Source organism: Moraxella sp. CTOTU47616, assembly GCF_032017465.1.
GTDB lineage: Bacteria > Pseudomonadota > Gammaproteobacteria > Pseudomonadales > Moraxellaceae > Faucicola > Faucicola tetraodonis.
Genome location: NZ_DALZPU010000005.1, coordinates 102576 through 116798, shown reverse-complemented (window position 1 = coordinate 116798; position 14223 = coordinate 102576). Strand labels below are relative to the sequence as shown.

The window sequence follows — 14223 nt, the reverse complement described above, 5'->3', positions numbered from 1 at the left end:
CCCAAAACCGCTTCAAGATTCAAAGCAGCCTACTGATGTGCACCCTAATGCGCATAGTCATGGCAACAATCATCACCATAAGGACATAACAATGACCCCAAAACCGCTTCAAGATTCAAAGCAGCCTACTGATGTGCACCCTAATGCGCATGGTCATGGCAACAATCACCGCCATGAGGATGCTGACCACAGCCCCAGTCACAGTCACAGTCACAGCCATACCGATAATCAGCGTATCATCACGATAGCGTTTGCTATCATTGCAAGCTATATGATTGTTGAAGTCATCGGCGGTTATATTACCGGCAGTTTGGCGTTGTTATCAGATGCAGGTCATATGTTTAGTGATGCGGTGTCACTTGCCATGACTTTGTTTGCGTTTATCATCGGTAAAAAATCCGCTACCTCTCATAAAACTTTTGGTTATCGCCGTTTTGAGATTTTGATTGCGCTCATCAATGGGGTAACGCTACTGATTATCAGTGCAGGTATTATCTATGAAGCCGTACTGCGTTTTCAGCAGCCGCCACAAATCGCCACCACGGGTATGCTAGTTATCAGCACTATTGGACTTATCGTCAATTTGGTGGTGGTCAAACTGATGCACGGTGGTGATACTGATAATCTCAATATGAAAAGCGCTTATTTACATGTATTAAGTGACTTGCTAGGCTCGGTGGCTGCGATTATTGCTGCTATTGTGATTATGCTGTTTGGCTGGGTGTGGGCAGATGCGGCAGTGAGTATTTTGGTGGCGCTACTGATTGTTCGTAGTGGCTATGCTGTCGTCAAAAACGCCGCCCATATCTTGATGGAAGGCGCGCCCAATGATATTGACCAAAGCGTTATTATAGACACCCTCTCTGCCCACCCAAACGTGTTATCGGTTCATGATTTACATGTCTGGACGATTACCAGCGGCTTACATAGTTTATCTTGTCATATCATCGTTCCAAGCTCGCTTACCCTACAGCAAACTGATGCGCTATTATCAGACTTACAGCATGAGTTACAGCATTTAGGCATTGGGCACAGTACCATTCAATTTGAGAGTGATTTGCATGCGCACTCCGCGCAGTTTAATTGTGACATTACCAGCACACCCCCTGTCCATGCGCACGCGCACTAACCGACTTTTTGACTCGAAGTGCAAAAAGTCGATGTTGCCGTTCAGCGTTTTTAGTTTTTGTTTTGTGGGGTTTGCTGTTTGCTTGCTTAATTTTTCTTATGATTAACTGCGTAATAGTGCGCATTACTTAGGCTAAATATGTTAGGATGAATCAGCACGCTGCTGTGGCAAGCCTTATTTGCTAAACGCTTGCTAAACGTTTGCCAAACAATTAAACATCTGTATGTAATATCTATATTAGGTTTCTATTAAATCTATATAACAATCATTAGCTTACTGGAGGTAAACGCGTATGACACACCGTTCTGCACCTTTTGTGGCACCCAACTTGCATCTCACCCAATCTGATGGCTCAGACAATTCAGATAATGGCAATCCCTCAGCATTACTGGTTGATGAAAAGTCGCATAAAAAACAGGTCAAGTTATTGCTGTCCACCTTGCAAGCTGATATTACCCAGTTTCGGGATAATTTTTTTCCGCCGCCCTATCTGACCCAAATTCAAGATTTGCCTATTTATGCAGGCAATTTGGCAGAGGTGCAAAGCTATGAGCAAACCTGGCAAGCTTTGATTGATCGCGCCAAAGCGTTTTATCCTTCGGCAGGATTGCCGCCTGATTATCTGCCATTACCCGCAAGCCTTGAGATACCGCAGTTTATTTATCATGTGCAAAAACTACATTTGACCCGTACCAAAGCCAAAGAGTCCAAAAATTTTGGCTCGGTGGGTGCACTGGTTGAAAAATGCGGTCCGTATGAGGATGCCCAGTTGATGGCGATGGAAAATGCCTTAGCCAAAGGCGAAGACGTGCGGCTGGTGGCGCATCGTGAATTTATTGATTTACGTGCTTATGTGTTTTGTCGCAATCCCAAAGGTGAATTACTAGAGCCTGAACGGATTCGTTTTTATCGCACAGGTTTGGTGATTCAAACGTTAGCAGACTTTAAAGTGGTGGACAGTCGGCAAACTCCCCGTAAGAAACGCAATGACGCCTATAAAAATGCGATTGCCGATAACGGGATTTGGAAAATTTTTGTCAAAAATTAAAAATATTGAGGTTTTGTATGTTTGTGCTTGCCGCCAGTGCTGATAGTTCTATGATGCTTGACGCAACTATCTTTTTGGGTGCGGCAGTGATTTTGATACCGCTTGCAAAGCGTTTTGGTATCGCCACGGTATTGGGTTATTTGTTTACCGGCTTATTGCTGGGTCCAAGTTTTTTGAAAGTTGCGGGTAACCCCGATGACTTGCTGCATTTTTCTGAATTTGGGGTCGTGCTGCTATTATTTATTATTGGTTTAGAGCTACAGCCCTCTCGGCTTTGGGCACTTAGGCAACAGATTTTTGTGTTAGGCGGGCTGCAGGTGATTGTCACGGGCGTAGTGCTGATGCTGCTATCGCGGTATTTTTTAGATATTCGGCTATCACATAGTTTTGTCATCGGTTTTGGCTTGGCGCTGTCATCAACGGCGTTTGTGTTGCAGTTATTGGGTGAAAAAAAGCAGCTTGCCACCACGCATGGTCAACAAGCCTTTACTATTTTATTGTTTCAAGATATCGCGGTTATTCCTTTACTTGCCGCATTGCCATTTTTGTCGGGCGCGCAAGAGCAAAATTACGATTGGATTTATTTTGCCAAAGTCATCAGTATTTTTGCTGGCATGATATTTGTCAGTCGGTTTGTGGTACGTCCTTTCTTTAAGTTCGTGGCCTCTAGTAACGCCACCGAGCTGCTCACCGCCACGGCGTTGTTTATCGTACTGGGTGTGTCGCTATTGATGAATTATATAGGCTTGTCAATGGCACTTGGGGCATTTTTAACCGGGGTGCTACTGGCTGACTCCGAATACCGCCACGAGTTAGAGGCAAGTATTGAGCCATTTAAGGGGTTGCTGCTTGGGCTGTTTTTTATGTCAGTTGGCATGCTTACCAACGTCAAATTAATTGTCGCCAAGCCCTTTCTCATCATTGGTTTGGCAGTATTGCTGATGCTCATTAAGTTTGTGGTGCTGACAATCATTGCGCGGCTCATGGGCAACAAAAACGAAAGCAGTATCCGTCTTGGGGTGACGCTAGCGCAAGGCGGGGAATTTGCGTTTGTACTGTTTAGCGTGGCGACCGCCCAGCATCTGTTAACCCGTGAACAACAAAATATCTTAAACCTTGTGGTAACTGTTTCAATGGCAATGACACCACTGGCATTTTTATTACTGGAAAAAATTGGCAATCCGATATTTGCCAAAGCTAAGCCCAGTAAAGAATACGACAAAATACCCAACCATGAGCACGCAGTGGTGATTGCAGGATTTGGACGTGTCGGGCAAATCATCGGCCGTGTGCTACGCATGCACAATATTGAATTTACCGCGATTGAAAAATCTGCCAACCAAGTCGATTTCGTCCGCAAATTTGGTAACCAAGTATACTATGGCAATCCCCAAAATCCTGAAATCCTACGCGCAGCAGGGCTTCAACGAGCCAAAGTTTTTATTATTGCCATTGGCGATATCGAGCTGTCTGCAACGGTGGCCGATTATGTGGTACGCAATTATCCGCATTTGACCATCTTGGCACGTGCCAAAAACCGTGAGCATTATTATCGTTTGCGCGATGCGGGGGTTAAGTATATTTGGCGAGAAACCTACCTATCTTCGCTGGATATGTCACGCGAAACCTTGGAAGTATTGGGCATGGAGCCAAAAACCGCACGAAAAACCGTGCAAATGTTCCGCGATTATGATGACGCATTGATTGAACGGCAGCGCGCCATCTATGAAGATGAAGCAGAGATGATTGCCTCAGCACAATCGGCGATTCAAGAACTCGAAAGCTTATTCGATAGCGATATGACCACCGCGAAAAATGAACTCCATAAAGAAAAAGAGCGGTTTGAAAAATTGGCTGATGAACCCAAGCCCCATTAGCCACATACGAATCATTAAACAATAAAAAAGGGCAATCACGTTCACGATTGCCTTTTTTCAACCAAATAACTAAAATCTAAATAGCTAGAACCTAAATGGCCAAAAATCAAATCACTAAAACATATCACGATCAAAGGTAGAGGATATTTTATGAATCGACAAATCCGCGCCATTAAACTCTTCTTCATCGCCTAAACGTAGTCCCATGAACTGCTTGATAATCCCATACACCAAAAATCCTGTCGCTGTCGCAAAAAGGACGCCCATCACACTGCCGAGCAGCTGCGCCCAAAAACTCACGCCACCATGACCACCAAGCCAATGTTGCCCAAAGATACCCACGGCAATCCCACCCCACAATCCGCACACCCCATGCAGCGGCCATACGCCAAGTACGTCATCAATTTTTAAACGATTTTGGGTAAAGGTAAATAACCATACAAACAACCCGCCCGCGATACCACCGACCACCAAGGCGCCTAAAGGGTGCATGATATCCGAGCCTGCACACACTGCCACCAGACCTGCCAACGGACCGTTATGCATAAAACCTGGGTCGTTTTTGCCCACTATCATCGACACCAAAGTACCGCCCACCATCGCCATCAGCGAATTGACAGCTACTAGTCCTGAGATATTGCCGATTTTTTGTGCCGACATGACATTAAAGCCAAACCAACCGACAATCAAAATCCATGAACCCAATGCCAAAAACGGAATAGATGACGGTGGATGGGTACTGGCATAGCCGTGTTTATAGCGGTTACGTCTGACACCAAGCAACAACACCGCGCCCAAGGCTATCCAACCACCAAACGCATGCACCACGATAGAACCTGCAAAATCATGAAATTGCACCCCAAATAGCGACGCAAAAAAACCTTGCAACCCATAATTGCCATTCCATACCACCCCTTCCATCACAGGATAAAAGAAAGACACGATGATAAAGGTCGCCAAAAAAAGCGGCAATATTTTGGCACGTTCTGCTACCCCACCTGATACGATAGCGGGAATTGCGGCGGCAAAAGTCAGTAAGAAGAAAAACTTCATCAGCTCATAGCCATTGCCGAGCAACAAAACATCAGTACTATGAAAAAAATTGATACCATACGCAAGTGGATAGCCAATAAAGTAATAGGCAATGGTGGAAATACAAAAATCGCCCAAAATCTTACCGAGTGCATTGACTTGGTTTTTTGCCCTGACTGTCCCTAATTCTAAAAACGCAAAACCTGCATGCATCGCTAGAATCATCACTGACCCAATCAATAAAAACAACACATCTAAACTTGAATGCAAAACTGGCTGCTGCATTAACACACCTCACTCACATGGTCAAACACTTAGGCAAAATTAAAAACGCTTGCTAAAGCAATAAATCTTTTTAACCGCTATCCCTTTTTTGTCCCTAATCGCGGCATCAACGACGCGTGGTCAATCGACAAGCTGCCAATGGTATGCAAAATCATTGCCAATATTTACAAAAATTAACAATTCAATTTTTGATAAAAAAAACAGCCTAATTTTAGACTGTTTTTTACCGATTTATAGCGTTAGCAAGGGCATCGCTTCATGCCACCGCCATTACTCGGGTAGCGCGCATCGACGCAGTAGCGAAAAAAGGTCTTTTCATCCATCGGCTCTAGGTCAGGATGCTGCTCCTGCATATGGCTGACGTAAGTCGCATAATCAGGGACCCCGACCATCAAACGAAAGCTTTGTTGCATCCGTTTGACCAACGTGATTAGGCGGGTCATATTTTTTGGGCTAAAAATCACCTCCTTTTGCGCCTTCAAGGTCATTTTAATCAAGTTGGCGATTAACGCATTATTACTCATGTGACTCTCCTCCTATCTGCCCAGCATGGTTTTGGTGAAAATCGAGCAATTGCACAAATATAAGTGCAATCACTGTCAATTTTTCACTAATGCGGTGCAGAAATATTCAAGGGTTTTGGATCTTCATAAATCGCCTCACCTTCAACCACAGTAGGTTTATCACTTGCCAAGGCTTTTGTTAATGCGCGAATCGTACCGAAAATCATTACAATCATCACAATCATAAAGAAGCCACAAAGCACGGCATCCACATAGTTTGAGAATACGATGGTTTGCATCTCATCCAAGGTTTTGGCAGGTTTTAACACTTCACCTTTGGCAATCGCGGCGCTGTATTTGTGCGCTTGCGCTAAGAAACCAATCGCTGGGTTTTCATGGAAGATTTTTTGCCAACCTGCCGTCAGACAGGTAATCAATAAGAAAACCGTGGGTGCCACAGTGACCCAAGCGTACTTTTGTTTTTTCATTTTAAATAAAACTGCGGTACCTAGGGTTAATGCCATGGCTGCCAAGATTTGGTTACCGATGCCAAATAGCGGCCACAATGAGTTAATGCCGCCAAGCGGATCAATGACGCCTTGGTAGACAAAGAAGCCCCAAGCGGCTACTGCAATTAAAGTCGCAAGCAAATGCACGCCGAGATTGGTTGAATTACGCACCGACGGCACCACGATGCCGATGGTATCTTGTACCATAAAACGACAAGCACGCGTCCCTGCATCTACGGCAGTCAAAATAAACAAGGCTTCAAATAAAATCGCAAAATGATACCAAAACCCCATCATCGCGGTACTACCAAAGATAGACGATAGGATATGCGCCATTCCAATTGCAAAGGTCGGTGCACCGCCCGTTCGTGAGATAATTGAGCTCTCACCCACTTGCTGCGCTAGCGTCGTAAGCGCATCGGGGGTAATTACAAACCCCAATTTTTGGATAGCGGCTGCCGCTGTCTCTGGGGTTGTACCTAAAAGCGCAGCTGGCGCATTAATCGCAAAGTACATACCAGGGTCAAGAATGGTGGCACAGATCATTGCCATGATACCAACCATCGACTCCATGAGCATACCACCGTAACCAATGGCGCGAGTATCTACTTCATTGTCCACAAGTTTTGGGGTCGTACCACTCGATACCAAGGCGTGAAAACCAGAGATAGCCCCACAAGCAATGGTAATAAACAAGAACGGAAATAACCCGCCTTTAAATACGGGGCCCGTACCATCGATGAATTTGGTAACCGCAGGCATTTTTAACTCTGGCATGGTAAAGACAATCGCCAGTGCCAAACCCGCAATCACCCCTATTTTTAAAAAAGTTGATAAATAATCACGCGGCGCAAGCAGCAACCACACAGGCAATACCGATGCTACCACACCATAAATCATCAATGCCCAAGTCAGCTGGGTACCTGTCAAGGTAAACAGTTCAGCCATCGCAGGGTCTTTGGCAATATCGCCACCAAATACAATCGCCGCCATCATCAACACAAAGCCGATGATAGACACTTCCATGATTTTACCTGGGCGTAAATAACGCATGTAGATGCCCATCAGTAGCGCGATAGGAATCGTTGCCGCGATGGTAAATAGTCCCCAAGGACTGTGCGCTAGCGCCTTAACGACCACCAGTGCCAGTACGGCAAGAATAATGACCATCACGCCTAGCGCACCGAGCATCACCGTAATACCCGTAAAAGTACCCAGCTCGTCTTTTGCCATTTCACCCAGTGACTTGCCATCACGGCGGGTCGAGATAAATAGTACAGTAAAATCTTGTACCGCACCTGCAAATACCACACCAATGATGAGCCATAGCGTACCTGGCAAATAACCCATTTGTGCCGCTAAGATAGGACCGACTAAAGGACCTGCCCCAGCAATCGCAGCAAAGTGGTGACCAAATAAGACGTATTTATTGGTAGGCACATAATCTAAGCCATCTTTTAGGCGATGAGCGGGTGTCACGCGGCGGGGATTGAGTTCAAAGACTTTTTTGGCGATAAATAAGCTATAGTAGCGATAAGCAATGCTATACGAACACACGGCAGCGGCAACGAGCCACACCGCATTGATACTTTCGCCGCGGTGCAGGGCGATTGTCCCTAATGCCACTGCGCCAATAATTGCAACAAGTAACCACACTATCTTTGATAGCATGGGGGAGTTACTTGTCATTGCGGAATTTGTCTGCATGTCAACTCCTTTTTATATGAAGATCATCCTAGGATAGAGATAAACGCAAGTATGTTAAAAAGCAATTGTGTTAAATGGAACTAAATCAACATGTAATTACGTTAAATAATCATTGCTAGTTTTTTGTAATATTTTGCAAATTGTAACATGGATTAATGGTTATTCGTCATTCAATGTATGACTGTTACCCAATATATACTAAATTTACTGGCTTTAGCCTGCGTCGTTGTTTGGTATAATGACCCAATCGGCTTAAAAGCCTGTATATTTTAGCCTATATTTTTTGACCAGTTTTACAAACTTAATCGACCAAGTCGCTGCTACAGCATTTATTTTTGCATTTTTTATGTATTTTCTTATGCTTTTTTTAATGAAACATAACCTATGAAACCAACCCAAAATCATAAGCCTCAAATGTTTGACCCAACAGCCAAAATGACCTCGGTTGATACTGCCAGTAAGGATAGTGGCAGTAATGCCGATGCCAATCTGCTGCATCAGTCAACTGTAACACTTGAAGGCATGCCAAAGGTGAGCGAGTTGCAAAAACTGCAATCAGCGACCCGTACAGCGCGCAAGCCTTTTCAGTGGCAGTTTTTATTGCCGCAATATTGGGGGATTTGGCTTGGGGTCGCGCTGATTTTGCCATTGATTTATTTGCCGTTGCGCTATCAATTTAAAATCGGTCATTTTTTGGGAAAATTGTTATTTGGACTAATTAAAAGCCGCCGAGCCGATACTTTGACCAATCTGTCATTGGCGTTTCCAGAGCTCAGCGAAGATCAGCGTTTAGAGATGGCAGAGAAGATTTTTATCAATGCCGGTGTGGGTGTGTTTGAAAGCCTGTGTGCGTGGTATCGACCGGATGTATTTACCCGCTGTGTCACTGTATCAGGGCTGCAGCATGTCAAAAACGCCCAATCGCAAGGTAAAGCGGTGATTTTACTCGGTATCCATTCGACTTTGCTCGATTTGGGTGGACGGCTGACCACCATGTTCACCCCGCTGGATGTGGTGTATCGACCGCAAAACAATGCGCTGCTTGATTGGTTCATTTTTAATGCTCGCTCAAAAGTTTATAGCGACCAAATCAGTCATCGCAATATGCGCCATTTTGCCAAAAATCTCAAAGATAATCATGTGGTATGGATCACCCCCGACCAAGATTTTGGGCTTAAACAAGGCGTGATGGCAGACTTTTTTGGGGTACCCGCTGCCACTTTGACTGCACCACGTCGCATGGCAAAACTGGGCAATAAAGCCAATCCGCCTGCCGTGATGATATTGCATTTCTATCGGGAAACCCCGGATGAGATGCCAAAGGGTCGCAAACCGCATTATCACATCATCTTCTCGCCTATCATTGAGAACTACCCAACCGAAGATGAATTAGCGGATGCCAATCGCATCAATCAGCTATTAGAAAATTATATCCGTATCGACCCGACCCAATACATGTGGTTTCATCGGCGCTATAAAACTCAGCCTACTGGTATCCGCTATTACCGCTAATTTTGCTCATTTGGCTCATGGGGCTCAGCCAATTTTTAGCATGAATTTGTAGTCAAAACCCGCTATACTAACGGACAATTTTTTTGCCTATTTTGTACTTTTTTTGCTTTTGTTTGGAATTTTGAATATGAATGATAAAATAGCCGCGCCGCGCCGCATTTTAACCGGTATTACCACCAGTGGTATTCCCCATCTTGGCAACTACGTCGGTGCTATTCGTCCAGCGATACAATCGGCGATACAAGGCGCCAGTACGGGAGAAAGCGACGCTTATTTTTTCTTGGCGGATTTGCACGCACTCATCAAATGCCATGACCCTGAGGCGATTCATGCATCGACCAAGGCAATTGCCGCGACGTGGCTTGCCTGTGGTCTCGACCCTGAGCGCGTGGTGTTTTACCGCCAGTCGGATATTATCGAAATTCCAGAGCTAACTTGGGTACTCAACTGTAACTGTGCTAAAGGTTTGATGAACCGTGCGCACGCCTACAAAGCCGCCGTAGATGCTAACTGTGAAACGCCAGACACTGACCCTGATTATGGCATTTCGATGGGGTTATTTAGTTATCCTGTGCTAATGGCCGCGGATATTTTGATGTTCAATGCCACCCATGTGCCTGTGGGGAAAGACCAAATCCAGCATATCGAGATGGCACGTGATATCGCAGGTACCTTTAATTTTCGCTATTGTGACCCGGAAAAACCGATTTTTGTATTGCCCGAAGCCATGGTAGATGATGACACGCCGCTACTGACGGGGCTTGATGGTCGTAAAATGTCAAAAAGCTATGGCAATACCATTCCGTTATTTGGCAACCCTTCATCAAATCAGTCGCAAGTAGACGGTGAAAAAGCGCTGCGAAAAGCCATCATGCGTATTGTTACTAATTCACAGCTGCCAGAAGAACCCAAAAACCCCGATGAATCCACGATTTTTGAGATTTATCGTGCATTCGCTAGCCCAGAAGAACAACAACTACTGCGTCAACGTTTTGAGCAAGGTATCGGTTGGGGCGATGCCAAAGAAGTGTTATTTGAAAAAATTAACAGCGAAATTGCCCCTTTCCGTGCTCGTTACAATGAATTGATGGCGAATCCAAAAGAATTGGAAGAAATCCTACAAATGGGCGCAGAAAAAGCCCGCCGTGATGCGCGAAAACGCCTTGAAAAAGTACGAAAAGCCATTGGTATCAAACCCCTTGCCAAACTCAAAAAATAACGAGTCACTCATGTCATTTGCCCACTTTAAAGCCTACACCGATAGGCTTTATCAAACCGATAAAGCCTTTGACGATGCGCAGCCCAACCGTCTTAACCGACATCGCCACCTTGAGCCTGATTCAGCCGAGTTTCTTGCCAGTCTGGTTATCAGTAAGCGGGCTAAAAATATATTAGAAATCGGCACATCAACAGGCTATTCTACGCTATGGCTAGGCTATGCGTTAGCCCAAATCAATCGCGCCAATACCGCGGATAGTGCCACATTGACCTCGATTGATATCGACGAGTGGCGATTACTAACTGCTCGCAATCACCTGCGTACCTTGCAGTTTGACCACAATATCACGCTACAACAAGTCGATGCGAAGGATTTTTTACGTCAGTCAACCGCCCATTTTGATGTGATTTTCTTGGACGCAGAGCGTAGGTTTTATGTTGACTATGTGGCTGACTTTAAGCGGTTACTGACCTTTGGCGATATGTTGATTGTCGATAATGTCATTTCTCATGCCGATGAAGTAGCAGCGTTTTTGTCAGCCTTTGAACAGGACAACAACTATCTGTGCGCTACCCTATCAATTGGGGCAGGATTGTTTTTAGCAGTTAAACAATCAAAGGATTAATAACAAAATGCTATGGGAATTATTAAAACAAATTTGGTGGTTAATTCCTCTTTTCCTTATCATTAGTTTTTTAAAATCGCCTACTTTTAAAGGTTGGTTTGGCGAAAAAATGGTTGAAAAAGCTGCTAATCGCAAGCTGCCACATGATAGCTACCATGATTTTCAAAACGTCACTTTAGCAACTGATGAAGGTTCTACGCAAATTGACCATATTTATGTGTCGCGTTTTGGTATTTTCGTGGTTGAAACTAAAAACTATAAAGGGTGGATTTATGGTAAAGTCAAAGATGCCAAATGGACGCAAAACATTTATGGCAAAAAACATCTTTTCCAAAATCCGTTACGACAAAATTATAAACATATCAAAACATTAGAGAATTTATTAGATTTACCGAATGACGTTTTTTATTCAGTTATTGTATTTACAGGTGAATGTGAATTAAAAAGTAATTTTCCAGTCAATATCTGTCGCTTGGGAAACTTCACAGATTATATTTTGTCATTTGACCAACAAAAACTCAGCGACATACAAGTTCAGCAAATCTGCCAATTATTGGCTAAAAATCGTCTTGATAATACGCTTAAAACTCGCCATCAGCATATTCAAAACCTAAAAAAACAACATCACAAATGACCAATTTAGCCATTCGAATTTTTGAGACGCCTGTTCAAAGTCTGCCCGAAGACCTCTATATTCCGCCCGAAGCCTTTGCCATTTGGCTAGAGCAGTTTGAAGGTCCGCTGGATTTTTTGTTGTACTTAGTCAAAAAAAATAACTTTGATATCACCACCACAGCGATTTTGCCGATTACCGAGCAGTACCTGACTTATATTGAGGAATTGGATGACAATCATTTTGAGTTGGCAGGCGATTATTTGCTGATGGCAAGTACCTTAATTGCTATCAAAAGCGAGTTGTTACTACCGAGCCCCCAACGGCCAGAGGATGAAAAAAACCCCACCAAGCAGCTGATTGACAGACTTGAACAATATGCCGAAATCAAACACGCCAGTCAGCGTATCGATGCGTTAATGCGCCTTGAGCGCGATGTGTTTTTGGCATACGCCAGTTTGCCAAGTCCTGATATATTAGCCAAAGAGATTGCACCCTATCCTGCCACCATGCTTGCCGATAGCATAATCAAAATGCAGCTAAAACCCGATTACCAAATGCACCATGTCAAAGCCGATATCGTGCCTTTGGCAGAGCGTATGGCAAGTATTAGCCGTATGTTGGCAAGTCGGGGTCAAGGCACTTTCCACGACATATTAGATAAATCACAAGGCAAACTGGGTGTGGTGGTGAGTTTTGTCGCCATTTTGGAATTAGCAAAACAGCGGATGCTAAAGTTTGTCGCACAAGAGGATGACAACGCTTCCGATGTAAGCGAACTAACCTTGATATGGGCATCGTCATGACCGATTTTAACCAACAACATCAGCTTGCCCAGCAGCATAGCAAATCTATTGAAGCGATTTTGCATGCTTCAGAAACCCCGATTACTGCCAAACAGCTATGTCACTGGCTATCGATTAATCCAAACCAACTGAGCATGGCGCTCACAGTCTTGCAGCAGCGTCTATCACAAGGCGCGTTAACCTTAGCCGATACCGCGAGCGGCTACCGATTGCAAATCGCCAATGACTTTAGCCCACTTATTCAGCAAGTTTTTCCCCAGCGTCAAGAAACCTTAAGCCAAGCGTTATTAGAAACGTTAAGTGTGATTGCTTATAAACAACCGGTGACGCGTGGCGATATTGAGCAAATTCGTGGCGTGACTGTATCGAGCAATATCTTACGGCAACTATTTGATAAGGGCTGGATTATTGAGCAAGGCTTTCGCGATACGCTAGGACGTCCTGCACTACTGCATACCACCCCAGCGTTTTTAGCCGCCTTTGGGCTTAAAAGCTTGCAAGATTTACCAAAGCTACCTGATGGGCAACAGCTTGAGATATAAAAAAGCTGCCGACTGGGCAGCTTCTTAAAGACCCTGTTTAAAAACCCTGCCTCAACAACAACCTGCCTCAAGGCAAGCGGCGAGCAGGTGCGCCCCACTGGTTGACATTCGGCTTGGTATCTGTGCAATACCACACCAGCAGCATAATCCCGCCAATGATGGGGATAAAGGCAATGAGCATCCACCAACCTGATTTATTAACATCATGTAAACGGCGAACACCTACTGCGATATTGGGAATCACCAACGCCAAAGAAATAAGCCCCGCCACAATACCATCAGTACCAATCATATAATCAATGATTGCCCCACCCAGATACAACATGAACCACGCCAAATAAAAATACCAATATTCTTTACGTCTAGCACGCCCTTTAAAATTGGCATAATTGCTGAGACTTTTTTTAACCCAATCAAAAAAGCCATAATTTTCTTCAATCGCCCATGCTGGATTGACGGCATTCATGCCCGCTGCGTTAGTAACTTGACCATAGTTGGCAGTTGTAGGGTTGTCTGTATAGCCGTGGGGGATGGGAGGAATCGTGCTATCTATCGGTTTGTTCAGATTGACTGCATTGCCTGCGGCAAGACCGACAACTGCCACTGCATAACCCTGCGCATCGACACTAAATTCTACTTGTTGTCCTGCCGTCGGTGCTGTGGCTTGTTGCCATTGTTGGCTAGTAAATGGGTAATTTTTTCCGTCATCCCCCATGATGATACCTTGACCATGTTGCGGCGAAAAATTGGCTATTTGCCCTCTCATTGTTATTATTCCCTGTGCTGTTATTGATTTACTTATGTCGATGATTATAA

General features: G+C 44.5%; 13 protein-coding genes. 9 read left to right on the top strand and 4 right to left on the bottom strand.

Annotated features, from left to right (window positions below):
• From RTS10_RS07465 to RTS10_RS07455, 3 genes are all read left to right on the top strand, one after another.
• The coding region (locus RTS10_RS07465) for a cation diffusion facilitator family transporter (RefSeq protein ID WP_312539824.1) at nt 1–1129 on the top strand (1129 nt) is incomplete at its 5' end.
• Between the two features lie 292 nt (nt 1130–1421).
• A complete protein-coding gene (locus RTS10_RS07460; protein ID WP_312539822.1) occupies nt 1422–2177 on the top strand; it encodes a hypothetical protein in 756 nt (251 codons plus the stop codon).
• Nucleotides 2178–2194: 17 nt separating this feature from the next.
• Nucleotides 2195–4054, top strand: a complete 1860-nt coding sequence (locus RTS10_RS07455) for a monovalent cation:proton antiporter-2 (CPA2) family protein (protein ID WP_312539820.1) — start codon at nt 2195–2197, stop codon at nt 4052–4054.
• A 114-nt stretch (nt 4055–4168) separates the two neighbouring features.
• On the opposite strand, the gene RTS10_RS07450 is transcribed toward RTS10_RS07455, so the two are convergent.
• The 3 genes from RTS10_RS07450 to RTS10_RS07440 form a co-directional block, all read right to left on the bottom strand.
• Nucleotides 4169–5371, bottom strand: coding sequence for an ammonium transporter (locus RTS10_RS07450; protein ID WP_312539818.1), 1203 nt, complete (start codon nt 5369–5371; stop codon nt 4169–4171).
• A gap of 239 nt (nt 5372–5610) precedes the next feature.
• Entirely contained in the window at nt 5611–5895 is a 285-nt protein-coding gene (locus RTS10_RS07445) for a YbdD/YjiX family protein (protein WP_007115971.1), read from the bottom strand.
• Between the two features lie 86 nt (nt 5896–5981).
• The gene (locus tag RTS10_RS07440) at nt 5982–8072 is read right to left on the bottom strand and encodes a carbon starvation CstA family protein (RefSeq protein WP_409455598.1); all 2091 of its coding nucleotides are present in this window, start codon (nt 8070–8072) and stop codon (nt 5982–5984) included.
• Nucleotides 8073–8612: 540 nt separating this feature from the next.
• Here RTS10_RS07440 and RTS10_RS07435 point away from each other — a divergent pair.
• The 6 genes from RTS10_RS07435 (at nt 8613) to scpB (ending at nt 13407) form a co-directional block, all read left to right on the top strand.
• Entirely contained in the window at nt 8613–9602 is a 990-nt protein-coding gene (locus RTS10_RS07435; protein ID WP_312539878.1) for an LpxL/LpxP family acyltransferase, read from the top strand.
• A gap of 127 nt (nt 9603–9729) precedes the next feature.
• A complete protein-coding gene (trpS, locus tag RTS10_RS07430; protein ID WP_312539813.1) occupies nt 9730–10821 on the top strand; it encodes a tryptophan--tRNA ligase in 1092 nt (363 codons plus the stop codon).
• A 10-nt stretch (nt 10822–10831) separates the two neighbouring features.
• Nucleotides 10832–11446, top strand: coding sequence for an O-methyltransferase (locus tag RTS10_RS07425; RefSeq protein ID WP_312539812.1), 615 nt, complete (start codon nt 10832–10834; stop codon nt 11444–11446).
• Nucleotides 11447–11453: 7 nt separating this feature from the next.
• A complete protein-coding gene (locus RTS10_RS07420; RefSeq protein WP_099807762.1) occupies nt 11454–12080 on the top strand; it encodes a nuclease-related domain-containing protein in 627 nt (208 codons plus the stop codon).
• Nucleotides 12077–12865, top strand: coding sequence for a segregation and condensation protein A (locus tag RTS10_RS07415; protein ID WP_312539811.1), 789 nt, complete (start codon nt 12077–12079; stop codon nt 12863–12865). Before RTS10_RS07420 ends, RTS10_RS07415 begins: the two co-directional genes overlap by 4 nt.
• Nucleotides 12862–13407 carry an SMC-Scp complex subunit ScpB gene (scpB, locus tag RTS10_RS07410; RefSeq protein ID WP_312539810.1) on the top strand — a complete coding sequence of 182 codons (546 nt, stop codon included), beginning with the start codon at nt 12862–12864 and terminating at the stop codon, nt 13405–13407. The genes RTS10_RS07415 and scpB overlap by 4 nt, the downstream gene beginning before the upstream one ends.
• A 67-nt stretch (nt 13408–13474) precedes the next feature.
• Here scpB and RTS10_RS07405 read toward each other — a convergent pair whose 3' ends face one another.
• Nucleotides 13475–14173, bottom strand: coding sequence for a DUF805 domain-containing protein (locus tag RTS10_RS07405; protein WP_312539807.1), 699 nt, complete (start codon nt 14171–14173; stop codon nt 13475–13477).
• Nucleotides 14174–14223 lie beyond the last annotated feature (50 nt).